13 protein-coding genes, 1 tRNA gene and 1 pseudogene are annotated in these 24,668 nt (G+C 62.4%); 10 read left to right on the top strand and 5 right to left on the bottom strand.

The window, feature by feature from the left end:
- Positions 1 to 15: 15 nt before the first annotated feature.
- Positions 16 to 1,233, bottom strand: a complete 1,218-nt coding sequence (locus D1Y84_RS12920; RefSeq protein ID WP_124849066.1) for a VWA domain-containing protein — start codon at positions 1,231 to 1,233, stop codon at positions 16 to 18.
- Between the two features lie 105 nt (positions 1,234 to 1,338).
- Between D1Y84_RS12920 and D1Y84_RS12915 the strand changes: the two genes are divergently transcribed.
- The 7 genes and pseudogenes from D1Y84_RS12915 (at position 1,339) to D1Y84_RS12885 (ending at position 11,303) form a co-directional block, all read left to right on the top strand.
- Positions 1,339 to 3,249, top strand: coding sequence for a SpoIVB peptidase S55 domain-containing protein (locus D1Y84_RS12915; RefSeq protein ID WP_124849065.1), 1,911 nt, complete (start codon positions 1,339 to 1,341; stop codon positions 3,247 to 3,249).
- 47 nt (positions 3,250 to 3,296) lie between these two features.
- Positions 3,297 to 4,298, top strand: a complete 1,002-nt coding sequence (locus tag D1Y84_RS12910) for an NAD(P)-dependent alcohol dehydrogenase (protein WP_124849064.1) — start codon at positions 3,297 to 3,299, stop codon at positions 4,296 to 4,298.
- Positions 4,299 to 4,401: 103 nt separating this feature from the next.
- The gene (locus D1Y84_RS12905; protein ID WP_233581390.1) at positions 4,402 to 6,642 is read left to right on the top strand and encodes a fibronectin type III domain-containing protein; all 2,241 of its coding nucleotides are present in this window, start codon (positions 4,402 to 4,404) and stop codon (positions 6,640 to 6,642) included.
- A gap of 45 nt (positions 6,643 to 6,687) precedes the next feature.
- Positions 6,688 to 7,941: an FtsX-like permease family protein gene (locus D1Y84_RS12900; RefSeq protein ID WP_124849063.1), complete on the top strand. Its 1,254-nt coding sequence runs from the start codon at positions 6,688 to 6,690 to the stop codon at positions 7,939 to 7,941.
- Positions 7,934 to 8,454, top strand: a pseudogene (locus D1Y84_RS18945) (ABC transporter ATP-binding protein); the annotation flags it as partial. The gene D1Y84_RS12900 and the pseudogene D1Y84_RS18945, both read left to right, overlap by 8 nt.
- 39 nt (positions 8,455 to 8,493) lie before the next feature.
- Complete coding sequence (locus tag D1Y84_RS18940) at positions 8,494 to 8,706, top strand: hypothetical protein (RefSeq protein ID WP_370245816.1); 213 nt, start codon at positions 8,494 to 8,496, stop codon at positions 8,704 to 8,706.
- Between the two features lie 98 nt (positions 8,707 to 8,804).
- Complete coding sequence (locus D1Y84_RS12885) at positions 8,805 to 11,303, top strand: ATP-dependent Clp protease ATP-binding subunit (RefSeq protein ID WP_124849060.1); 2,499 nt, start codon at positions 8,805 to 8,807, stop codon at positions 11,301 to 11,303.
- A gap of 85 nt (positions 11,304 to 11,388) precedes the next feature.
- On the opposite strand, the gene D1Y84_RS12880 is transcribed toward D1Y84_RS12885, so the two are convergent.
- Both D1Y84_RS12880 and D1Y84_RS12875 read right to left on the bottom strand, forming a co-directional pair.
- Positions 11,389 to 11,700: a YtxH domain-containing protein gene (locus D1Y84_RS12880; RefSeq protein ID WP_124849059.1), complete on the bottom strand. Its 312-nt coding sequence runs from the start codon at positions 11,698 to 11,700 to the stop codon at positions 11,389 to 11,391.
- A 113-nt stretch (positions 11,701 to 11,813) separates the two neighbouring features.
- Positions 11,814 to 11,888 (bottom strand) — tRNA-Gly (locus tag D1Y84_RS12875).
- A 67-nt stretch (positions 11,889 to 11,955) separates the two neighbouring features.
- On the opposite strand from D1Y84_RS12875, the gene D1Y84_RS12870 reads away from it, so the two are divergent.
- Positions 11,956 to 12,321 carry a hypothetical protein gene (locus D1Y84_RS12870; RefSeq protein ID WP_124849058.1) on the top strand — a complete coding sequence of 122 codons (366 nt, stop codon included), beginning with the start codon at positions 11,956 to 11,958 and terminating at the stop codon, positions 12,319 to 12,321.
- Between the two features lie 38 nt (positions 12,322 to 12,359).
- Here the strand turns inward: D1Y84_RS12870 and D1Y84_RS12865 are convergent, their stop codons facing one another.
- Both D1Y84_RS12865 and D1Y84_RS12860 read right to left on the bottom strand, forming a co-directional pair.
- Positions 12,360 to 15,815, bottom strand: coding sequence for a carboxypeptidase regulatory-like domain-containing protein (locus D1Y84_RS12865; RefSeq protein ID WP_124849057.1), 3,456 nt, complete (start codon positions 15,813 to 15,815; stop codon positions 12,360 to 12,362).
- A 563-nt stretch (positions 15,816 to 16,378) separates the two neighbouring features.
- Positions 16,379 to 17,695, bottom strand: coding sequence for a hypothetical protein (locus D1Y84_RS12860; protein WP_233581389.1), 1,317 nt, complete (start codon positions 17,693 to 17,695; stop codon positions 16,379 to 16,381).
- A 368-nt stretch (positions 17,696 to 18,063) separates the two neighbouring features.
- On the opposite strand from D1Y84_RS12860, the gene D1Y84_RS12855 reads away from it, so the two are divergent.
- Together D1Y84_RS12855 and D1Y84_RS12850 are read left to right on the top strand one after the other, a co-directional pair.
- Positions 18,064 to 21,585 carry a carboxypeptidase regulatory-like domain-containing protein gene (locus D1Y84_RS12855; RefSeq protein WP_233581388.1) on the top strand — a complete coding sequence of 1,174 codons (3,522 nt, stop codon included), beginning with the start codon at positions 18,064 to 18,066 and terminating at the stop codon, positions 21,583 to 21,585.
- A gap of 46 nt (positions 21,586 to 21,631) precedes the next feature.
- Positions 21,632 to 24,517: a glycosyl hydrolase gene (locus D1Y84_RS12850; protein WP_124849056.1), complete on the top strand. Its 2,886-nt coding sequence runs from the start codon at positions 21,632 to 21,634 to the stop codon at positions 24,515 to 24,517.
- The last annotated feature ends 151 nt before the right edge of the window (positions 24,518 to 24,668 follow it).

Below are 24,668 nucleotides of genomic sequence, written 5' to 3'. Positions count from 1 at the left end.
CTCCGGCAGGACCGCTCACTCCACCGGCAGCTTTGCCCGGTAGCCGTCGCGAGCGATCACGTCGTACTTCAGCGGCTTGTTCTTCTCGTCCTGCATTCGCAGTGGATTGCCCTCGTTGTCCACCAACTCCACCTGGATCCTCCGATATGAGCCGTCCTGCTTTGTGTTCGTCGGCCGGTAGCTCAAGGCGTACTGGTTCCGGATGGAGTTATTGATCTCGTGGAAGATGTCTGGCATCTCGCCTTCAAAGCGTGGAAAGAACGCCTGTCCGCCGGTCATACGGGCAAAGGTCGAAAGCTGGTTGTCGGCCTGCAGGTAGCCGATCTCGCGTGCGCCACCCATGCCGCGGCCTTCCGCCATGATCCGGGCGAACTGCCCGGTGCCGATGGCGTAAATCGTCACATTCGGCGTGGCCTTGATCTTGGCCAGTGTCTTGTCCAATGTGAGCTTCGAGAACGTATCCACGCCCGAGGAAACAAGGATGACGTACTTGCGCCCTTCCACGCGGCTCAGCCGGTCCAGCGTTTCGTACACGGCGTCAAATAGATTCGTCTCGCGCCATGTCGGGATCATCAGTGAGCTAAGCGCCTGCTCCACCAGGCGCTTGTCCTGCGTGAAGTCCGTCAGGACCTCGGTGTGCATGTCGTAGGTCACAACGGCGATGTAATCATCCGGCTTCAACTGCTGCGCAAAGGCGTAGGCCGCGTTGCGCATGTCGTAGATGAAGTGGTAGTTGGTCGCGGCGAACTCGGTGAGCAACACGGCGGTGATCGGCGCTTCAATCCGGCTGAAGTGCGTCACCTGCTGCAGCTTGCCATCCTCGTATACGCGAAAGTTGGCCTCCTGCAGGTTGGGTACGAACTGGTGCGTCTTCTCGAGGATGACGCCCACATCCACGTTGACGACCGGCACGTCCACGCGCAGCGAATAGTTCGATAGCTGTGGCGGATTCTTCACCACCGGTTCCGGGGGCGGCGGTGGTGGAGGCGCTTCCACCTTCTTCCTGGGGATTGCGATGGCGCCATTGTCGCCGGCCGGTCCGCCCTGCTCAGGGGTGGTCTGGTCCGGGGTCTGCTGGGAGGGCGTGGTCTGCGGGCTGGTCGGCGTCGTCTGGGTTGGCTGCTGCGCACACACGAGCGGCGACGGCGCAAGCGCGGTTGCGAGCAGGAGGCTTGCAAACAAGGCAGGTTTCTTCGGAACGATCAAGGCGAGGCTCCACTCCGCGGTTTCCATCTGCGCACCTCGCGACAGAGGGAGCCGTGGTCCGATGGCAATGTTGTCTATTCTCCCGCCCGGCATCCCATTGCTGCAAGCGGAGCAGCCAGCTACTCTGGACGGGTGTTTACTCCGCGCAAGCCATGGCTGCTCACTGCTCCTCTTCTGCTCGGAACCATCGCAGCCCTGGCCCAGTCGCCAGCCCCCGTCGGATCGCCCGCCGCAGCCACACCGCCTCCCTCAAGCGCCGGCATCTATCCGCTGGCCAGCGTACACGCGGGTCAGCACGGTACGGCGTACACCGTTTTCGAGGGCACGGTCCCGGTGCCGTTCGGGGTAGACATCCTGGGCGTGTTGCACAATGCACAGGGCCCGGGGGAAGACCTGATCCTGGCACGGCTGACCGGGGCGAAAGCCGAGTACACCGGGGTAGTGGCCGGCATGAGCGGCAGCCCGGTCTACATCGATGGCAAGCTGGTGGGCGCAGTGGCCTTCCGTATTGGCGAGTTCGCCAAGGAGCCGATTGCGGGCATCACGCCGATCGAGCAAATGCTGCCGGTTCGCGACCTCGACGCTGCCAACTCGCAGACGACCACCGGCAACGCCGCTGCAGGGGCCGAGCCCGGTTCGAGCGCAGCGGACGCCCCAGACTCTGGCCGGAACAACGTCGCCAGCGAATCGGACGCGACGGAGCACTCTGACCAGCAGTCCAGCGCTCCAGACGCATCCCAGATCCATCCCATTGAAACGCCGCTGGTGTTTACTGGCTTTTCCGCCGAGGCGGTGGACCTCTGGCGGCAGCACGCATCCGGGCTCGGCATGCAGCCGGTTGCGGGGCTTGGCGGTGGCTCCGGGGCGTCCCCAGTGGATGCTCCACCACTGGAGCCAGGCTCAGCCGTAAGCGCTCTGCTGGTTTCGGGCGACATGGAGATCGCGGCAACCTGCACCGTGACCTACCTGGATGCCGCACACCTGCTCGCCTGCGGACACCCCCTGACGCAGTTCGGTGCGGTGAGCCTGCCCATGACCAGTGCAGAAGTCATCACAACGCTGGCTTCGCCGGCAGGGTCGTTCAAAATCGTCAACACCGGGCAGATCGTAGGCGCGTTCACGCAGGATCGCCAGACCGCGATCGGCGGACTGCTGGGAGCCACGGCCCGCATGATCCCGGTCACCATCGCGCTGGCGGACGCGCAGGGTGGGAAGCGCACGCTGCGCGTGCGCGTGCTTGACCAGGCGCAGGTCACGCCGACGGCGATCCTGGTATCGCTCTTCCAGGCGCTGCAGCAGACCCCCGGCTACGCAGAAGAAGCAAGCTACCACGTGCACGCCACCGTTCGACTTGCGGGCTACCAGCCAGTCGAGATCGACACCCTCGCTGCCCCCGGCGGCCTTGGGCCTGCCGCGCTGGTTGCGGCGCTCACGGTAGGCACGCGGTTCAACGCGCTGTACAGCAGCAGCGCTCGCCACACGCCGGTCTCCAGCGTCGACATCTCGGTCGAAACACTCGGCGGCCGACGCTCCACCGCGCTGAGCCGCGCAATGCTGGAGCAGGCTTCAGGGCAGGCGACGAACCACGCACCCAACACAGCCCACGCCGGCGATCGCCTCGCGGTTGCGGCCACCCTGGCGCCGTATCGCAGCAATGCGCAGACGGTACGCATCCCCTTTACGCTTCCCGCTTCTCTATCGGCTGGCGACGTGCGGGTGCTGGTATCGGATGGTCCCACGCTTGATCGCCTTATGGCCGCAGGACGCACCGCGGGCGCCACTCCGCTGGCCAGCACCGTTGCGCAGTTGAACGCAATGCACGCTGACAACCGGCTCTATGTAACGCTGCTCCGGCCCGATGCGGAGGCCAGCATCGATGGACAGGTCCTGTCCTCGGTGCCGCCGTCCGTGCTCAACCTGGTGGGTCCTTCGCATGAGCGGGAACGTGGTGCCCTGCACAGCGAATCGCTCGAGCCACTGGGAAGTGTGTCGGTCGAAGCCAGCTTCACGGGCGAGCAAATTCTCACGATCCGCGTAGAATAGGCTTCGCTCTACCGAAATCCAACCGTTGCCAGTGAGAGTCAGGAACCATGATTCAGGGTTTTGCCGTCCATGCCGCAGGCGCCGAGCTACACACATTCAAGTACGATCCGGGCGCCCTGCGACCCTCCGATGTGGAGATCACGATCTCGCATTGCGGGGTCTGCCATAGCGATGTCAGCCTGATCGACAATGAGTGGGGCTTCAGCAAATATCCATTCATCCCTGGTCACGAGGTCGTCGGTACCGTCGCTGCCGTGGGCGAAAACGTTAAGCATCTCAAGGCAGGCGACCAGGTCGGCGTGGGCTGGCAGGCCGATAGCTGCGGCTACTGCGAATGGTGCCGCCGCGGAGAAGAAAACCTGTGCGCGCAGGCGACCCCCACATGTGTAGGCCGCCACGGCGGCTTTGCCGAGCGCATTCGCGTGGATGCCCGCTTCGCCATCCTGATCCCTGAAGGCATGGACGCTGCCGCGACCGCACCCCTGCTGTGTGGCGGCATCACCGTCTATTCCCCGATGCGCCTGCACAACGTCAACGCCTCGTCGCGTGTCGGAATCATCGGCATCGGCGGCCTGGGCCACATGGCGCTCCAGTTCGCGCGTGCCTGCGGAGCCGACGTGACGGCTTTTTCCTCCTCCGCCGACAAGGAAAAGGAAGCACTCGATCTGGGAGCGCATCACTTCGTCAACACGCGCGAAACCAAGTCGCTCAAGGCTCTCGGCAGCAAGTTCGACTTCATCCTTTCCACCATTAATGTGGACCAGGACTGGAGCGCGTACGTCACAGCCTTGCGACCACACGGTTCACTTGTCTTCGTCGGCATCCCGCCGAAGCCCGCGACCTTCCCGGTGTTTCCGCTGATCTCCGGCGTCAAGAGCATCTCCGGCTGCAACATCGGCTCCCCCATGCAGATCGCCGAGATGCTGGACGTGGCTTCCCGGCACAACATCCGCGCGGTGGTCGAGAATTTTGCCATGCGCGATGCCAATGCCGCGGTGGAGCGCGCGCGTAAGAGCGCCGTGCGTTACCGGGCCGTGCTCGCCAACTAGCGGTCTGCCTCTCCCACTCTGGCCAGAGCGCTTGTGCGGAGTGGAAGCGCATCCAGCGTCACCCGGGCACCGCCGCACCGGCTGGTAGACTCCTGAGGTGACGATGCGCCTCCGCTCTCTCCCTGCCCTGCTTTCCGCCGCCGCACTGTCCACTGCCCTGCTCCCCGTGACACTGCTGGCGCAGGGCACCCACCAGTGGACCGAAAGCAGCGCCTCGGACTGGGAAAAGGGCTCCCCGCGAGGACTCGCCATCGGCGATGACGGCACGCTGTCACCCGGCTTCGACATCGACACGGTCGCGCAGCTGGAAGCGGCGGATGTGTGGGCCGCGGCAAACGACAGCCATGGCAACGCGTATGTGGCCACGGGCTCACCCGCGCAGGTGGTGAGGATCGCACCCGACGGCAAGAAAACCGTGCTGTTCACGACCAAGGATGTGAGCGTGCAGTCGCTCTCACTCGGCCCCGATGGAGCCCTCTACGTCGCGACGCTGCCATCGGCCAAGGTGTTTCGCCTCGACCTTGCCCCTGCCAGCGCGGCCAGGCCTCTCGACGAGAGCACGGCGACCGTAGTGTTCGACGCGGCTACGACCGAGGCAAGGCCCAAGTACATCTGGTCCATGCAGTGGGACGCCACCGGCCGGCTCTACCTGGCTACCGGCGCGCCCGCTGTGATCTATCGCATCACCGGCCCGGCGCTGCACGGCACTGCCGGCACGAGGCCCGAGGTGTTTTTCACCAGCGACGAGCCACACCTGCGCTCCATGCTCTTTGTGCCGGGCGGCGACCTACTGGCAGGCTCGGATGGAACGGGGCTGGTCTACCGAATTCAGCCGGACGGCAAAGGCACCGTGCTGTTCGAAGCGCAGAAGCGTGAGATCACGGCGCTGGCGCTGGGTCCGCAGGCGCAACTGTATGTAGCAGCCGTTGGCGAAAAAGGTCGCCTCGCGGGCTTGCCGCCCTTGCCTGCCGGCGGGGGCGCCGCGCCCAGCGCCAGCATCACCGTCACGGTGGTGCAGCCCGGTTCGACCCAGTCAGTGAACAACAACACGACCGTGCCGGACGGGTCGGAGTTGTACCTGATCCCGCATGACTCGGCGCAGGCGCCACGCAGGCTCTGGGCTGCGCACGATGACGTTATTTACGGCTTGCGTCCCACGCCCGACGGGCTGCTGGTCGCCACCGGGAATCGCGGCAGGGTCTACCGGCTGCAGGATAACGGCACCTTCCAGGATGTGGCACACGCCGGCGCGGGCGAGGTGATTGGCTTTGTGGACGCGCCGGATCACTCGGTCTACCTGCCTGCCGCCAACAATGGCAAGCTGCTCCGCATGCACCTGACAGCCGCGCCCAGCCCATTCCTGCTGAGCGACGTCTTTGATGCCACGATGCCATCGATGTGGGGACGCGCGGAGATCACAGCGCAGGGCGGCCCGGAGACGTATACGTTCGAGACGCGCACCGGCAACATCGATAACCCCGCGCGTGGCTGGACGGAGTGGCAGCCGTTTCACCCGGCGGACGCCACGCTCGGGCAGCCCACCGGCCGCTTTGCGCAATGGCGGCTGACGCTCAAGCCAGGCGCCCGCATTCAGCAGGTCGTGCTGAACTATCTGCCTGCTAATGCCTCGCCGGAGATCGACGAGATCCTGGTCGCGCCGGGTACACGCGTGAATGCCGCGGCCATGCAGCCCGGTTTTCCGCCGCAGACCACCCTGACTTTCGCCTCGCAGGGCGGCAATGCGGTAAATCTCGACAACAACAGCGTGGCCACCCCACTCAGCGCCTTCAAGGACAAGAGCTCCATCACTGTGCGCTGGGCCGCGCATGATGACAACGGAGACGACCTCCGCTTTTCGGTCTACTACCAGGGCGCCGAGGACACCACCTGGCACCTGCTCAAGGACAAGCTCACCGACCGCTACCTCAGCTTCGACGCCGCACTGCTGCCGGATGGCCCCTATCGCCTGCGCGTGGTCGCCACCGATGCTCCCTCCCACCCGGCCGGCGCTTCGCTCGAGGCCGAGCGCGTCAGCGAGCTTTTCCTGGTAGATACAGCCACGCCGCAGGTGACCGCGCTGGCAGCACAGCGGGCGGGTGCAATGCTGCACGTGACTGCCGCGGCAACAGACGGACGGGTTCCCATCGCCCGTGCCGAGTACTCGCTCGACGCCGGCGCCTGGCAGTACATTGAGCCGGTGGGGCGGGTCTCGGATGCTCCGCGTGAGCAGTACGACTTCCTCATCCCGCTGCCAGCCGCAGGCGCCAGCGGTCCGCACTCACTTACACTTCGGGCCTTCGACAGGAATGACAATGTCGGCTCGGCCAAGGTGACGGCGCCATGATCCGCCTCGGTGATCGCGCCGGCGCCGGCCTACGCGAGGCCCTGCGTGCGCTTTGAACTGTTCATCGCGTTTCGCTACCTGCGCGCCAGGCGACGGCAGGCAGTCATCGGCGTGGTCACAGCCATCTCGGTGGCGGGCGTTGCGGTGGGTGTCGCGTCGCTGATCATCGCGCTTGCGATTACCACCGGGATGCGCCGCGATCTGCAGGATCGTTTACTCTCCTCGACCGCACACGTCTCGCTCATGCGGGTACAGAATGACGGCATCCGCGACTGGCGTCCGCTCACAGCCCGGCTGCGCACGCTGCCGCATGTCACCGCCGACGCGCCCGCGTTGTACGAGCCGGTCCTGGTTTCGCGCGGCGCTCACTCCGGCGGAGCATTGCTCAAGGGCATCCTTCCGGCAGAGGAGCAGCAGGTCAGCGACATGCTGCGGCAGATGACCGCCGGCAGCGCTCTCGCACTCTCCACGCCTGCAGCACCGCTCGAAGCGGGCACGGCCGAGCCGACGCCGCCCATCGTGCTGGGCTACGATCTGGCCGACTCGCTGGACGCACACGTAGGCGACACGGTGGTCGTCACCAGCCCGCAGGGTGAGCTCACGCCATACGGACTGGTGCCCAAGTACCAGCGGTTCCAGATCGCCGGCGTATTCCACTCCGGGTTCTACCAGTACGACTCGGGCTTTGGTTTTGTTCGTCTCGCCGACGCGCAGGCGCTGTTCGGCGAGCCGGATCTTGTGTCAATCGTCTCGTTCAAGGTCGATGACCTCTACCATGCCGACCGTATCGGCAGAGAGATCGAGCAGGCTGCCGGTCCGGGCTTCGAAACCACCAACTGGATGGAGCAGAACCGTGAACTGTTTCGCGCGCTCAAGCTCGAGCAGCTCGTTTCTTTTATCATCATCGGCCTGATCGTGGGCGTGGCTGCGCTCAACATCCTGATTGCCCTCACCATGATGGTGATGGAAAAGACCCGGGATATTGCGGTGCTGCTTTCGATGGGCGTCGCTCCGGTGCAGATACGGCGCATCTTCCTGCTGCAAGGCGTGCTGATCAGCGTTATTGGGACCGCTATTGGACTGGTGGGCGGCTATGGTGCGGCCTGGGTCTGTGGACACTACCACCTCATCCATCTTTCCGCTGACGTGTACTCGATCGACACCCTTCCCTTTGCACCCCGTTTCGTGGACGGGCTGCTGGTCAGCGCGGTCTCGATCGTGGTGGCTTTGCTGGCGACGCTTTACCCATCCGGGGCGGCCGCGCGCGTTCTGCCGGCGGAGGCACTGCGCTATGAATAAGCAGGCAGGTGGTTCGCAGGCGGGGCTGCGACCTTCAGAGAGTGAACGTCATCTACTACTCAGAGTAGAAAATCTGAGCAAGACCTACTCACTGGAAGGTTCATCGAAGGGCCGGAGTCTGAGGCTTTTCGAGAACCTCGCATTCGGCGTAGCAGCAGGCCAGATGGTCGCGATCGTGGGCCAGTCAGGTGTCGGTAAAAGCACCCTGCTCCATCTGCTCGGTGCGCTGGACCGTCCGACTTCGGGACAGATCTGGTGCGATGGGCTGGAGTTGGGTGGATTGTCCAGCATCCAGGCGGCACGGTTTCGCAACCAGGATGTCGGCTATGTCTGGCAGTTTCACTACCTGCTGCCGGAGTTTACCGCGCTGGAGAACGTGGCCATGCCCCTGATGGCGCGCGGTATGAAAGCCAACGCGGCAGCAGCGAAAGCCGCGGTGTGGATGAAGAGAGTCGGACTTGCGGATCGGCGAAACCACCGGTCCGGCGAGTTATCCGGGGAGAACAACAAAGGGTGTCTCTGGCCCGGGCCCTGATCACAGAACCCAAGCTGTTGCTGGCCGATGAACCTACCGGAGACCTGGACGGCGCAACAGCAGACAACATCTTCCAGCTGCTGAAGCAGCTACACCAGGAGGCCGCGCTTACCTCCGTTTTGGTGACGCATAATATGGCGCTGGCCGAGCGGTGCGATCGTGTGTTACGGCTTAGCAATGACGGCATGAACGAGCAAGCCAAAGCCGCGACCGCGCCGTATGTAGAGTAGAGGTACGCAAAACTGGCAGAGCGATCTGCTTTGGCCGTAACCCGCCCCTGTTGCCGGTCTTCAGCGATGGCCGCAGAGGCAAGGAAGTAAGGGGGAACATGTTCGAACGGTATACAGAAAAAGCTCGTCGCGTCATTTTCTTCGCGCGGTATGAGGCCAGCCAGTTTGGCTCGCCCTATATCGAGACCGAGCACCTGTTGCTTGGGCTCTTGCGAGAAGACAAGGCTCTGACCAACAAGTTTCTACGCTCGCATGCATCCGTCGAATCGATCCGCAAGCAGATCGAAGGGCACACCACAATTCGCGAAAAGGTATCCACCTCGGTCGACCTGCCCCTGTCGAACGAGTGCAAGCGTGTGCTGGCCTACGCGGCGGAAGAAGCCGAGCGCCTGTCCCACAAGCACATCGGTACCGAGCACCTGTTGCTCGGGCTGCTGCGCGAAGAAAAGTGCTTTGCCGCCGAGATCCTGCACGAGCGCGGGCTGAAGCTGCTGGCGATTCGTGAGGAGCTGTCACGCGCGACGCAGGAGAAGGCGCCTTCCGGCACGACACAAGGCCGATCCCGCGAGGGCTCCGGCAGCGCGAACCGTGAGTCGAGCCTGCTGGCCGAGTTCTCGCGCGACCTGACCCAGGTCGCCATGGACAACCAGCTGGATCCGCTCGTGGGGCGCGATGGCGAGCTTGAGCGCGTTATCCAGATCCTGTGCCGCCGCACCAAGAACAATCCCGTCCTGATCGGTGAGCCGGGCGTAGGCAAAACCGCGATCGTTGAAGGTCTGGCTCAGCGCATTTCCGACGGAGAAGTGCCAAGCTTCCTTGCCGACAAGCGCGTGCTTGCGCTCGACCTGTCGCTGATCGTCGCTGGCACCAAGTACCGCGGCCAGTTTGAAGAGCGGCTCAAGACCATCATGAAAGAACTGATGGAGAACCAGAACTGCATCATCTTCATCGATGAGCTGCATACCCTGGTGGGAGCCGGCTCGGCCGAGGGTTCCCTCGACGCCGCCAACATCCTCAAGCCGGCTCTTTCGCGCGGCGAGATCCAGTGCATTGGCGCAACCACGCCCGCTGAGTTCCGCAAGTCGATCGAGAAGGATCGTTCGCTTGAGCGGCGTTTCCAGGCCGTCAAGGTGCCACCGCCGAACGAGGAAGATGCCATCAAGATCATCATGGGCATCAAGGATCGCTACGAGAAGTTCCATGCGGTCTCGTACACCGACGACTCGATCCAGTTCGCGGTTTCGCATTCGAACCGCTACATCCCGGACCGCTTCCTGCCGGATAAGGCGATCGACCTCATCGACGAGGCCGGAGCCCGCGTCAAGCTGCGCCAAACCTCGCTGCCCGAGGAGATCACCGAGGTCCAGAAGCGGATCAAGTTCATCGTGCACCGCATGGAAAACGCCATCGCGAACCACGAGTTCGAGAAGGCGCGTTTCTACTCGGACGAGGAGCGGAAAGAGCGCGAGAATCTGCGTGCCCTGCGCGACAAGTACCACCTCGATGATTCCACGGCCGGCATCGTAGGCCGGGAGGACATTGAGGACGTCGTCAGCCGCTGGACTGGTGTGCCGGTGTTCTCGATCAAGGAAGAGGAGACGCAGAAGCTGCTTCGCGTGGAGGGCGAGCTGCACAAGCGCGTCATCTCGCAGGAGAAGGCGATCTCTGCCTTGTCACGCGCGATTCGTCGCTCACGTGCCGGCCTCAAGTCTCCGAATCGCCCGATCGGCTCGTTCCTGTTCCTGGGACCGACCGGCGTTGGCAAGACGGAGATGGCGCGGACACTCGCGCAGTTCCTGTTTGGTTCGGAGAAATCGCTGATCCGCTTCGACATGTCGGAGTTCATGGAGAAGCACTCGGTCTCGAAGCTGATTGGTTCGCCTCCGGGTTACGTAGGCTATGAGGAAGGCGGCCAGCTGACGGAACGCGTCAAGCGTTCGCCCTACTCGGTCGTGCTGCTTGACGAAATCGAGAAGGCGCACCCGGATGTGTTCAACATCCTGCTGCAGGTCTTTGAAGACGGACACCTGACAGACGGCCTCGGCAACACGGTCGACTTCAAGAACGTGATCCTGATCATGACCTCCAACATCGGCGCACGGCACTTGCAGCGCAAGCAGGGCCTCGGGTTCCAGTCGGAACGCGAAGACCTGGTGATGGACAAGGTCGAAGAACTGGTGAAGCAGGAGGTCAAGCGGACCTTCAATCCCGAATTCCTGAACCGCGTGGACGAGATCATCCTGTTCCACTCGCTGACGGATGCGGACCTGATCCAGATCCTGGAACTGCTGGTGCAGTCCTTGAACGCAAACCTGGTGCAGAAGGCGATCACGATTTCCGTGACCGATGATGCCAAGAAGTGGATTCTCGAGAAGACGCTGGTCGATCGCTCGTACGGGGCTCGTCCCCTGCGCCGCGCTCTGCAGCGCTACGTCGAAGATCCACTCTCGGAAGCACTCATCGCCGGCCACATCAACGAGCGGCCTGCCTTCCTCGAGGTCTACCTCGAGAACAACCAGCTGTACTACCGGCCGGTTGCGCAGGAAGCCGAAGAAGGTGCCCTGCCGCTCGAAGGTGTCCTGCTGTACAGCGCCTGATAGTACATGCAACCGACCAACAGAAAGCCCCGTCCTTTCGGACGGGGCTTTCTGTTGGTGCCTGCAGAACAGCTGAAGAACTCGATTAAGAGATCGCGCTCTTGGCCTTGCCTACCACTGTCTGCACATTGCCGGACAGTGACTCCGAGGCGTCCGCGGCTGCTTCCTTGGCACTCTTGTACACCTTGGCAGCTTTGCCGCCAAGCTCGTCTGCCTGATCCTTCAGGTACTCGCCCGCGTCGTCAAGCTGATCCTTGAGGTAGTCCCCGGCGTTGTCCAGCTTGCGCTTTAGCTGCTTGCGTGTCTTCTTGCCATCCTGCGGGGCGTAAATCAACGAAACCGTGGCGCCTGCGGCGACGCCGACCGAAAAGACCAGCCAGAACTTGAGCGTATTCATGAAAACTCCCTTTGGGGTGGTTGGCCCACACGCTTGCTTAAGAAGCAAAGCTCAACCCCAGGGTTGCTGAGGGAGCTCACATTCGTGCTGAGTCTAAGGGATTTGCAGTGAATTGGAGCGGGAGACCGGGATCGAACCGGCGACATTCAGCTTGGGAAGCTGACGTTCTGCCACTGAACTACTCCCGCACATTCACAGCGGTCTTGCAGGCGTCGACCAGGACTGAACCGTACAAGCTTCAATCCAGTGGGTGCTGTGCACAGACTTTCGCTACGCAAGGCACCTTCAATCTGGGCTACGATCTACATCCCTGGCGCCAAGGATGCAGCGAAGATCAACTGCAAGCTTCAACTCGAAAAGTATACCAAGGTCAGCAGGAAATGGCGCTTCACCCTCAAGTCATTCGGCAGGCGGAACGTCGTTGAAGCCCGTCTGGGATTAGCAACCGAGCGTTATGAAGGTATCGGAAATGCTGTGCACGCTGATGTGCCGGGAGAACGGAGAGCACGCCGCACGATTGTGGCGATCGGAGCAATGTCCTTTTGTATGCGCCACCTGAACGAAAAGCCTGAAGCCCGCGTTGCAAACCATCCTGCAAGCGACAGGCCCGGCCGTAAGTGAAGAATGGATCGAGACCCGAGTAGCTGCTTCAGCCACGCTCAGAACCTATAGTTGGCCGAGAACTGCAGCCGCCGCTCCTGCGACCGGATCTGCTCCTGACTGGCAATCTGGCCGAAGGTGGTATCGGTGATGCTCGTGTCAGGATTTCCGTAGCTGACGATGTTCAATGCGTTGAAGGCATCGAAGCGGAAGCCCACGGAATGCTCATGGTAGATTCGAAAGTCTTTGAAAGCGGACATATCCACATTCAGATAACCGGGCCCGCGCACGCTCCCGTTTCTTGAGTCCCCGAACACGTTGTTGGCGGCCGCGCCGAAGGCGCACACGCCATTGTCAACGCCGGCCGTGAGACACGGGATCGCCGACGCATCTGTGCCGAACCAATGATTGATGTTGCGGTTTTGGATTTTCAACCGTCGGTACTGGTTGACCCGGGCAGCCCCGAAGCTGTTGGAGTTGTTGGATGACCCAGTGACCTCCGCCCCGTTGACCTGGCCGGTGGTGACCGTCTCCGGAAACCCTGAATAGGAGACGCCTGCGAAACCGACCTTCCAGCCGCCGACTGCCGCATCCAGCAGGTGTCCGGCGCCCATCAGGTAGGTCTTGCCGGTGCCGATGGGGAGAGCGTACACGCCAGTGAAGGAGACGTTGTGCTTGACGTCATATCCGGCGGGACCGTAATCGGCACTGCTGTCGTAGTAGTTCTGGAAGGCGCCGCTGTATCCGTTTACGTTCAGGCCATAGTTACCCAGGCTGTTCGTCATGGCCTTGCCATAAGTGTAATTAAGAGTGAACTCCAGGCCCTGGGTTGCACGCTGGCGCAGCACGGCCTGAAGCGCGTTGTAGTTCATCATCGCGCGTGATTCGGTAATCAGAAGGGAGTTCGAGCCAACGCCGAGTGCGCCGGCAGATCCGTTGATGCCGATGTAAGAGTTGTTGTAGTAAGGAGCCGAAGTGGGATCGCCATTGACCCTGTACTGGTTCAGGTTGCCGTAGTCCTCGATGTGCTGGCCCTGCTCGCCGATAAAGCCCACCTGCATCGAGGTACTACGCGTCAGCGCATACTCGGTCGTCAGGCTCCACTCCTGGATGTAAGCAGGCTGGATGTCCTGGGGGTAGACGTCGTAGGTTCCGGAGCCGGAAGTGGTGCCGCCGATAAAGCCCTGCTCGGCGGTGCGCGCCGTCGTTGCGGCGCCTACTTTCGGAGAGTTGACAGAGACGTTGACCGCGGAAAGGAAGGGCGTGACCGAGGTGAGCCGCTGGTTAGAGGAGTTGCCTTCGTAAAAGCTGGTGGCGCCATAGCCGCCACGCACAACAAAGCGACTGCTCGGCTGGTAAGCGAAGCCGAGCCGGGGCATGATCTGGCGGTAGTTGGGTTTGTAACAGCCGCGAGTCGGGCACAGTCCGGAGCCGGCTGGCGCTCCCGCCGGCACATGCCCGGCATATTGCACCTGCCCGCTGGCAACATCGATGTTGCCCTGGCGATCGTTCGACTCAATCCAGGGTTGATCGAACTCGTAACGAACGCCGATGTTCAGCGTCAGGTTAGGGCGGATGCGGAAGTCGTCATTGATGTACCCGGCGGCGCGCCACTGCCGCTGCCCCACGTTGCTGCTGGTGAGCGTCGCCTCTGCAGACTGGACGCGGTCGAGAACAAAGTCAGCGGCCCCGTAACCGCCGCTGCCTGCGCCGTCGCTGGTAAAGGCACCGGTGTAATTCAGGTTGCCAAGATAGCCGCTGTTATTGCTGGTGGGGTAGTTCTGCTGATAACGAAGTGCCTGCACACCCATGCTGAGGTAGTGCAGTCCACGCTGCCAGGTCAGGTTGTCGATATAGCTGTAGGTATTATCGATGATCGTGCCATTGTTGAGCGCCTGGTTGCCAATGCTGGTCGGTCCACCGCTGACTACCTGCGCGGTGAAGCCGTTGTAGGCCTGCCCCGTAAAACCCACGCCAACGATGGAGTTGCCGGAGGTGCCGAAGACGCCTGTGGAATCCGTAGGCAGGCCCACGTTCCAGTCAGTTCGGGTGAAGCCCACGCGTGCCGAGTTGACCAGCGTGGGTGAGAAGATGTGCACCCAGTTGCCACCCATGATCTTGGTGGGATAGAGGTTCGTGCCGGGAAAGGTGATGCCCAGCACTGCCACCGATCCATCGTAGGCGGTAGACATGGAGTAGAAGGCAGTCAGCTTGTCCTTGCCATTGGGGTCATACTCCACCTTGATATCGCCCTGGTTGTTGGCCTTGAAGCTGCGGACGCTGCCCTGGTAATTGTTGGCGAGCAGTCCATCGGTCGGCGCAACGTTGGGCAGCGGATACACGTCTGGGTGGGCGAAGAGGTACCTGGCAACCGGATTATTGATGGGCACCCCGGTATTTCGAACGAATGGCGCGAAGTTGTTCTGCGCGTCGTAAAGCTGGATCCCGCTTGGATCCTGGTTCTTGTCGCAGAGGCCGTTCGCATCGAACGCTGAGCAGAGCGCAGAGAAATCTCCATTGCGCATGGCTGCCGAAAGAACGCTTGCCGTCGCGGTTCCGCCCGTGTGATAGCGCGAACCGAGATAGTCGACGAAGAAGAAGAGCTTGTCGCGCAGGATCGGGCCGCCAAAGGTGCCGCCGAACTGCGACTGGGAGAAGGGATTGATCGCGATGCCCTGGTTGTTGTTGGCCCAGGAGTTAGCGTTCAGCCGGTAGTCCTGCACATATCCGTAAGCCGAGCCGTGGAACCGGTTGGTCCCGCTCTTCAGAACGCTGACGATGCCGCCGCCGTTTACATTGCCGTAGTCCGCGGGCGAGTTCGCCGTCAGAACCTTGATCTCCTGCAGCGCTTCGGGCGCGGGACTGTAGGAGATCACATTGTTAAAGGTCTCGTTCATGTCGATGCCATCGAGCGTGTAGTTGTTCGACTGGGCACGGTTTCCATTGATGTTGGGCGTGTCGGTGTACGAGGTGCTTCGCTCGATGACCGTGGTCCCCGATGTGCCCGCAGTGTTGACCGCACCAGGCAGATACAAGGTAAGTGCCGAAAAGTCCAGGCCGTTCAAGGGAACGTTCGCGATGGCGTTCGCTGTGAAGGTCGTGCCCAGGGTGGCGTCATTCGTGTTCAGGATGGGCGGCGCCGCTTCGGAAACATCCACCGTAGTCGACGATCCTGCGACGGCCAGCTTCAAGTTGAACGTTGCGGTCTGGAGCACTTCAAGATCGAACGCGGGAACCGACCTCTGGCCAAACCCGGTTGCTTCGGTCGTAAGGGTGTAGCGGCCAATCGGAAGAAACTCGATGCGGTAGAAACCGCTACCATTGCTGGTGGTGACCGTGTCCACGCCGGTTGCGACGTTATGCGCGGTGATGTGAGCGCCGGGAAGGATCGCGCCGGAGGAGTCGGTGATCGTACCAGTGATGGCTCCGGTGACCGTCTGTGACTGCACGGTATGGACGCAAGCCAGAGCTGAAATCGCAACGCCTGAAAGCCCTTGGAACAGGATTCTCTTCATTTCGTCTTTCCCCAGCTCGTCAGGTCGGTATGTCTACATTCATTGCAAAAGCAGGCGATTTTCCTGTGAAACCGAGGCGACAGGCCGCACAGGTGCGGACACACAGGCTCACAGCCCTAAGCCGCGCCATGAGGGGTGATTGCCTTGAGAAGCAAAATAGCATGGAAAAGAATCAAACCTAAGCACATACGTGCTCAGTGCAGCCGTTTTCCAGCACGCGTGCAAGCCCCGTTCATAGAGCCGATCCCCGTGACGAAACCTCCACTTCGATCAAGTGTCGCGTTGGTGTTGCTCCCTGCGGAGCTATGGTTCGTGCACTTTTGGCCTGGACCACATACGCAGGTAGCGCGTTGGTGCGTCATGGGCTTTGCGATGTTCGTCCTGTATTTGCTTGTATCTGCCCACTGGATCAACCGCTCTCGTCGAGCTGCCGGGCAAGGAACTCGCCTGCAGTAGGGCATCGTTTCGCGCGTTGCCCCTGACCTGCTCCGGCGTTGGTTAGGTATCTGCACGGTGATCGTCGCCGAGATCGCACCTGCAGGCAAGGATCTGGCCGGTGCCGGCTAGCGTGCGCGTACCAGGAGTAGTTGTGCGCTGAATGGGGCACCGTGCAGGCTTGAGGTCTTCAGCAGTGCTTCAAAGTAGCCGAGGTGCGGGGTGCGCAGGCGTTGCTTCACTTCGTTGAGCCCATCCTCCGACGTCACAAACTGCGCGGCGGCCGCCGTCGCATCCGACTCGGTTCCAGCCAGAAGCAGAACCTTGCCAGCCCGCCCCAGGTTAGGAAGAAACGCAACCACGCTGTACCCCGTGATGTGGTTCTCTCCAATCACCGGGCAGTACGTGGCAGCCTCGCCGGCAGCAGGATGGCGGTTGCCGATGCAGAGCGACCGGTGGTCCTCCCGATCGTCAAGGCTGAAGTTAAGCTGCTCATCGAAGAGCGCGGTCCATGGATTTGCCTGTCTGCCACCAATCAGGATCACATTGGCATGATCAATCGCTTCCGCCTCGAAAAAACGCGCCGAGGTCACGTGCAGCGATGGCGCGACCGGCGTCAGGGTCAGGAGCTGCTGCGCGGCCTGGAAATCTCCAAGCATGACCACGCTATGCGCGTAGATCGTGTCCAGGTCGCTCTGCCGGTCCATGCTCAGGTTGTCGCCATGCGCACGCCCTGGGAAGTTCCGGTGGATGTAGTCCCACAGGGAGAGTGGCCGGTTGGTGATCTCCTCGCTCAGCGTCACCGAGGCATCCGGAAGAACCACATCCGTCTCGGCCGCGGACCTCGTAAAGCTGGTCCAGAAGTCCACGAGCACCGGCCTGCGATCCCACGCATCATCGGGGGCCGACAACCTGCGGTTCTGCCACCACTGCAGGCAGCACACCACTACCAGTGCAGCGGTCAAGGCGATCCAGATCCATGGCATGCTCCGCTTTTCCGGCGGCGCAACGGGCAGCACCCCCTGCATTGCAGAACCCGGATCAGGCGGAGCGGCCGGAAGTTCCGCTGCTTCCACCGCCGGGAGCTCCCTCCAGAAGAAGACCGGTGTGTAGCCTCCCCGCGGAATGGAAAACAGGAGAGATTCGTGCGCACCCTCGGTTTCGAAGTAGCGGTCAATACGCCTGCGGAGCTCCGTCGCATTGACCCGGACTATATTGTCCTGGCTGCGGTCGTAGTCGCGCGACCGCCCGAACACGTTCACGCCAATGGCGTGTTCGTGAATGTCCGAGGTATGCGGCTCGAGCGAACCGTAGCCGACGTACTGGAGAAAGTCCCGCAGCCGCGCAGAGCGGGCAAATTGCACGCTGCCTGCAACACGGTCAATCAGTGCCCGGCGCTGCGCGACGGACGCGTCAGAGAGAGCCTCATCTTCGGCCTTCATCATGGAGGACACGGCAGGTACCCGAGTGGAGGAAGTGTAGCATTGCCAGCGGCTGACTCGCAGACGCCGAACCTGGCGTGACCCTGCTGCCGACGCGAAGACCCAGCCCTGGCAATCGCCCTCAGCCAGGGCGATCTCTGAAGGCCTGGCAATGTTTTTGCATGGCGGTTGTTATCCGGTGCCATTCCGGGAAACAAGTTCCCTGCTGCGTGTAAGCCGTTTAGGGTCAATGGCTTTACGCCCTCTTAACAGTTAAGAGCACCTGTCGGTTTCCGGTAAATTCACTTGCTCCGTCTCCTCCCGCTCCCGCAGCATGGCCTCCGTTTGCCGCAGCACTTTCTTTTTGCGGCGTTCCTTTTTGGAGGCTGGCCTTGGTTGAAAAGATCCATCCTGTTCTGGTCTCGTTGGTCTGCGCGATGGCGATTCCATTTGCCGCGACCGCCGCCTATGCGCAAAGCTACCTGGGCTCGATCCAGGGCACCGTCACCGATGCAAGCGGCGCTGTCATTCCCGGCGTCGTCGTGGTTGCAGAAGAGACAACAACCCACTTCAAGACGGCTGGCAAGTCGAACGGCTCAGGCGCTTATACGTTCGCCTCGCTCAATCCCGGCAGCTATACCGTAACCATCACCGCACCCGGCTTTCACACGGCCACCCGCACCGGCATCGTGCTCACCGCCGGCGAGTTGCAGCAGGCCGACTTCAAGCTCGAACCCGGCACGCAGACCGAAACAATCAACGTGCAGTCCGAATCAAATACCCTGCTCGATACGGCGTCGCCCAACATCGCCACAACCCTCAGCCAGAAAGAGGTGACCAACCTTCCGAACAATGGCCGCAACCCCTTCGTGCTCGCCACCCTCACTGCGGGTGTGCCCACCACCGAGTACACGCAGGCCAAGGCCAGCCAGTTCACCAACCCCTTCAGCGGCGTCGCCATCCAGATCGAGAGCCAGGGCAACTCAGGTCACAACCGTCTCACCCTGGACGGCATTCCGGATGACCCGGCCGAACGTCTCTCCGGCGCGTCCTACACCGGTTTCGTCCCCTCGCCTGAGGCCGTGCAGGAGGTCAAGGTACAAACCTCGATCTTCGACGCCGAGGTAGGCCATGGCAATGGCACCGTGACCAACACCATCATCCGTGGCGGCGGCAACCAGTTCCACGGCGCGCTCTATTACGCCTTTCAGAACACCTACCTCAACGCCAATACTTACGAGAAAGTACCGGAACAGAACGCGGCGAACCCTGCCATTCGCACGCCGCGCAACAACGACCAGCTCAGCCAGACTGGCCTGGTAGTCGATGGTCCCGTGCGCATTCCCCACGTCTACGATGGCCGGGACAAGACCTTCTTCATGTTCGCGTTCGAGCGCTACGCCTCGCACACCGCCATCAACTACAGCGCCCGGGTGCCCACCGCCGCCGAGCGGGCCGGCGACTTCTCGGCCCTGTGTACAGGCGGCTTCGACGCCACCGGACTCTGCCAGTCCGGCGTCCAGCTCTACCAGCCTAATTCGCCAGTTGACGCCAACGGCAACCGCACCGCCTTCTATGCAGGCAACAACATCGCCTCAGCCATCAACCCGTCGGGCGCAGCCATGGCCAACTATTTTCCGCTGCCCAACGTGCCCGGCTCGAACGCGCTTTCCACGCCCAACTACATTTCCAACCAGACGTCCTACCCCAGCACCTACCCCTCGTTCATCGGCCGCGTGGACCAGGCCATCGGCTCCAGGAACAAGCTTTCGGCCATCCTCTTCCGCTCAGGCCTTACCCAGACCTATCCGCTGCAGGGCTTTCCCAAGGAGGTCGGCCCCACCGGTTACGGTTACACGGTCTACCGCAATAACCGCGGCGGCAGCATCGACGATGTGCACCAGTTCTCCGATTCTCTCGTCCTCGACTCCCGCCTGGGCATCCTGTGGCACCCTTTCGGCCTGGTCTACCCCGACAGTGAGAACTACGATTTGTCGCAGTTGCAGATTGCGTCGCCCGGTCTTCCGTACACAAGCTTTCCTGGTGTCACCTTTAACTCGGATAACTACGCGGGCCTCGCTGGCGGCTCGGGCGGCCAGGTAAGCACCAACATGACGGGCGATCTCGCAGAAATCCTCACCAAGACCCTGGGTCGCCACACCTTCCGCTTCGGCTTCGACGGCAACCTGATTCGCTACAACGTACAGAATCCTGAAAGCGGTCTTGGAGCCTACGAGTTCGACCGCCGCTTCACCCAGAAAAACTCGGTCACCGTCAACGTAGGCGCAGACGCAGGCTCGGGCGATCCATTCGCCTCGTTCCTGCTCGGCTATGACTCCTCAATGTCCTACAACATCGAAGCTGCCTACGCGCTGCAGCAGATCTACGTCGCGCCATACGCGCAGGATGACTGGCGTGTGACCGACAAGCTTACCCTCAATCTCGGCGCACGCTGGGACTACGAGTCGCCATTTACCGAGCGCTACAACAAGCAGGTAACCGGCTTCTGCTCGACCTGCTCCAATCCCCTGCAGGCTTCGGTCCCGGGCCTCGCGCTCAATGGCGGCCTGCAGTTCACCAGCCCCTCCGACCGTTATCCTTATTCGTCAGACTGGAACAACATCCAGCCCAGGGTCGGGTTCGCCTACGCGGTGTCGCCCCGCACGGTGGTGCGCGCCGGCTTTGGCACCATCTATCTCAATACGCTTGAGTCCCCGATCGGCACCGGCTTCAGCCAGACCACCGGCTACAACAACTACGTGACCAGTGCGCCGATCAATACCGTCAGCAATCCCTTCCCGTCGGGCGTTCAACTACCCACCGGCAGCTCACTTGGTCTCGCTACCGCGCTTGGCCAGAACATCAGCTTTGTGGACCAGCATCATGTTCAGCCTAAGAGCGCCCAGTGGTCCGCCAGCGTCCAGCAACGGCTACCTGGCGACTTCGTCCTGCAGGTCGCCTACGTTGGTACCCGCGCAACACGGATCGAGGTCAACCACAACATCAACGTCCTGCCGCAGCAGTACTACGACCTCGGCGCGTCTGAGGTCACCTATCTCAATGCCCAGGTCGCCAACCCGCTCGCCGGGGTCTTCACCGGCACCACCAACCTCAACAACGCCCAGATCCAACGCAACCTGTTGCTGCTGCCCTACCCCGAGTTCGGTACCGTCACTGAGGATTACTCCTCGATCGGCAGCGCACCCTACAACGCGCTGCAGATCCAGGTACAGCGCTCCATGAAGAACCACTTCACACTGCAGGGCAACTTCACCTGGTCCAAGGCAATGGATCACCTGCAGTACCTGAATCCGTTCGACACCAGGCTTGCTTCGGTCGAAGACAGCAGCCCCTCGCTCGTCGGCAACATCTTCGCCACTCTTGAGCTGCCGCGGTTCAGCAGCAGCAACCTGCTCGAGCGCATGGTGCTCGGCGGCTGGGACTTCAACACCGTGGCACGCTTTGAGAATGGCCCGCTCATCGCCGCGCCAGCCAACGTTGCCATCATCGGCAACCCCCAGCAGGCAAATCCCACGTATGGGCGGTACCTCAACACCTGCTACGAAAACACCGCAGGGGAGATGGTCGCATCGACCGCAAGCGCACCTGCCTGTGACAGCCTCTCGCCAGTGCCTGCCTATCGCGAGCGCCTCGCCTACACCACCCAGTACAACAGCCTTGAACTCGCCGCCAGGATCCGCGTGTTTCCCGTAGTCGACGCCTCGCTCTTTAAACAGTTCCAGATCAAAGAGGGCGCCACCTTCGAGCTTCGTGGTGAGTTCTTCAACGCCCTCAACACCCCCGACTTCGGCGGACCCGGCACCACCCTTGGCAGCTCCACGTGGGGCGTTGTGACCAAGACGCAGGCCAACGATCCGCGCATCGGTCAACTCACCGCGCGCGTCAACTTTTAACCCCTGGCGTAGCGCGCTGTATCGTTAGCTCCATGAAAGGCTCGGCATGCAGCTTCGTCTGGCGGTGAGTGCGATTGTGCTGCTCGGCTCATCACTGCCCAGCTACGCACAAACCGGCGCAGTGGGTCCACGGCATGCCTCGGTGGAACAGCTCCGGCAAGGCTGGCGGAACCCGCCCCCGGAGGCCCGGCTTCGGTGCTACTGGTGGTGGCTGAATGGCCATACCGACAAGCCCACCATCACGCACGATCTCGAGGAAATGAAAGCCAAGGGTTTCGGCGGGGCGCTGCTGGTCGACGCAGGCGGAGCGACGCAGGGCGGCAACCATCCCGTGCCGGCCGGCCCGCAGTTCGGCTCGCCCGCGTGGACCGCTCTTTACCTGCACGCTCTTAAAGAAGCCGACCGCCTCGGGCTGGAAATCACCCTGAACATTCAAAGCGGCTGGAACCTGGGCGGCCCCGACGTGACCCCGCAGGATGCCTCGAAACTGCTCACCTTCAACCACCTGGATCTCAACGTCGAAGATGGCCACGCACAGGATCTGCGGCTGCCCCAGCCGCCAACCGTCAACGCCTTCTACCGCGATGTCGCGGTGCTGGCCTACCCGCTACACCATGGCACGGCCCTGGCATGGCCCTCCGGACCCTCGCGGGCACACGCGGCAGGGCAGACATCCTTGGCAACGCCCCAGGCTGCCTACCCGCCGGGCACGCGTGCGCGCGCCGCAGCGGTCGAGGACGGCATGAGCATGGAGAATGCCGACGCCCTGCTCGACAGTGGCGATGGCACCGTCTTCAAGACCGACCCCGCCTATGCCGATGCCCTGCCCAATGAAGTGCGCATCCTGCCCATGCAGCCCGACGGCTCGGTACACGTGGCGCTCCCTCCGGGCACATGGGAGCTCCTGCGCGTCGGCTACACCGACTCGGGCGCCATGGTTTCTACCTCCAGCGACACCTGGAAGGGACTCGCCATTGACTACATGAGCTCCCAGGCCTTCAACAATTACTGGGACCGCCATGTGCAGCCACTCCTGGTCGCGGCTAAACTTCATCGCAGTCTCAAGTACCTCGCGACGGATAGCTGGGAACTCGGCGGCACCAACTGGACCGACAACTTCCGCGAGGAGTTTCGCCGGCGCCGCGGCTACGACCCCGTGCCGTACCTTCCCGTCATCGCCGGACGTATCCTGGGCAGCCCTGCGGACTCGTCGAAGTTTCTCGCGGACCTGCGCCGCACCGTAGCCGACCTGGTGGTGCAGAACCACTATGACCTGTTCGCCGCACGCGCCGCTGCGTACGGCCTGGGCGTACAGTCCGAGAGTGGTGGGCCACACGTGGCCCCCCTCGATGCCCTGGAGACCTTCCGCCGCTCCGCCGTTCCGCAAACCGAGTTCTGGTCTCAGAACGATCACCGCCCCGCCGACAGCGAGCGATTTTTCGTGAAAGAAGCTGCGAGCGCAGCCGACATCTACGGCCAGCCCTACGCTGCTGCCGAAGGCGAAACGTCCATCGGGCCGCAATGGTCCGAGTCGCTTGCCTCCGACCTGAAACCCGCTTTCGACATGGCGATCACCGAAGGCATGAACCGCCTCGTCTGGCACGAGTTCACCTCCAGCCCCGCCTCTGCCGGCATCCCCGGGCAGGAGTACTTCGCAGGCACGCACCTCAATCCCAACAGCACCTGGTGGAACGCCGGCGTGCCGTTCTTCCAGTACCTTAACCGCGTCCAGTACGTCATGCAGCAGGGCCACGCCGTACGCGACATCCTGTACTTCTATGGCGGGCAGGCGCCCAACTTCGTCCGGCTTAAAGCTGACGACCCGGCCCACGTGCTGCCTACCTATGACTACGACGTCACCAACGAAGACGCTTTGCTTCATTCCATCCACATGGAAGGCTCCGATCTCGTAGGACCAAGCGGCGTGCACTGGAAAATGCTGGTCCTGCCCGGCGCGGGCCAGCTCTCCGCACCCGTGCTTGCCCTGGTTGCTCGCTATCTCAAAGCAGGAGGCGCCGTGGTTGCGCTGTCGCCAGGCGTCGCAACCGGGGTGGTTCTACCCGCCGGCAAAACGCTCTACGCGAATCCACGGGCCGCGCTGCAGCAAAGCAACATCGCACCCGACGTGGAGCTTGCCTCGGGCAATGTGCGCCTGGCCCCGGCAAGCAGTGACGCGATCGACTGGGTGCATCGCGAGGTCGGCGGTAGAAACTTCTACTATGTGCGCAGCGCCTACGCAACGGAACGCCGGTTTTCCCTCTCGCTTCGTGCGAAGGGCCCGGCGGAGCTGTGGGACCCAGTCACCGGCAGCATCTACCGAGGCGAGGCTTCTCCCGCAGCCGACCGCACCCGGGTCGACCTCGTGCTGCCGCCCTTCGGCTCGGTGTTCGTCGTCTTCCCCGGCAAAAGCACGGCACCGTCCGCGCCTGCGAAAGTCCGGGAAGAGCCGGCGCAAGGCACATGGCAGCTGCAGGTGCCCGGCAGCGCGGCAGTGCCGCTCCCAACCCTGCAGCCTTGGAACGAACTCAGCGGATCCCGCTACTTCTCGGGCACTGCTGCCTACTCAACGACCCTGCGCATGCCTCGCCTCGCCGCGGATGAGACTGCCTGCCTGCACTTCACGCGGGTCGACGTGATCGCAACCCTCACCCTCGCAAGCCGCTCGGCCGACACGGCTAACGGTCATGATCCTGCACAGGGATCTCCTGCCGTCTGGGCTTATCCTTACCAGTTCTGCCTTGGCCCTCAGCCAGGCGGCACTCTTCACGCCACGCTCCAGGTCACAAACCTCTGGCACAATCGCCTGGTTGGCGACACGCTGCAGCCCGCCAAGCGCACTACCCAGACCAACATCGTCCTGAAACCGGCTGACCTCACACTGCTTCCCTCGGGACTTACGGGACCCGTTCAGTGGTGGATCTACCGCAAGTAGCAAGACGCATTGCCTCGGAAACTCAACACCTCGCAGACAACAGCGCGCATGCCTGCGCAAGCCCGGAGAGCTCGCCCCCGAGGGTCCTCGCGATCTTCCAGTCCGGCGATCATACCAGCGCGCCGGCGATCTGGGTCGGCGAGTTATAAGT

Source organism: Acidipila sp. EB88, from assembly GCF_003858395.1.
Classification (GTDB): Bacteria; Acidobacteriota; Terriglobia; order Terriglobales; family Acidobacteriaceae; genus EB88.
Note: the sequence above shows the minus strand (reverse complement) of the source record. Positions and strands in the feature narration are given on the sequence as shown.

Excerpts from the sequence above, each read along its gene's own strand:
- D1Y84_RS12920 (WP_124849066.1), bottom strand. The coding sequence starts at position 1,233 with ATGGAAACCGCGGAGTGGAGCCTCGCCTTGATCGTTCCGAAGAAACCT.
- D1Y84_RS12910 (WP_124849064.1), top strand. The coding sequence starts at position 3,297 with ATGATTCAGGGTTTTGCCGTCCATGCCGCAGGCGCCGAGCTACACACA.
- D1Y84_RS12905 (WP_233581390.1), top strand. The coding sequence starts at position 4,402 with ATGCGCCTCCGCTCTCTCCCTGCCCTGCTTTCCGCCGCCGCACTGTCC.
- D1Y84_RS12885 (WP_124849060.1), top strand. The coding sequence starts at position 8,805 with ATGTTCGAACGGTATACAGAAAAAGCTCGTCGCGTCATTTTCTTCGCG.
- D1Y84_RS12880 (WP_124849059.1), bottom strand. The coding sequence starts at position 11,700 with ATGAATACGCTCAAGTTCTGGCTGGTCTTTTCGGTCGGCGTCGCCGCA.
- D1Y84_RS12865 (WP_124849057.1), bottom strand. The coding sequence starts at position 15,815 with ATGAAGAGAATCCTGTTCCAAGGGCTTTCAGGCGTTGCGATTTCAGCT.
- D1Y84_RS12860 (WP_233581389.1), bottom strand. The coding sequence starts at position 17,695 with ATGATGAAGGCCGAAGATGAGGCTCTCTCTGACGCGTCCGTCGCGCAG.
- D1Y84_RS12850 (WP_124849056.1), top strand. The coding sequence starts at position 21,632 with ATGCAGCTTCGTCTGGCGGTGAGTGCGATTGTGCTGCTCGGCTCATCA.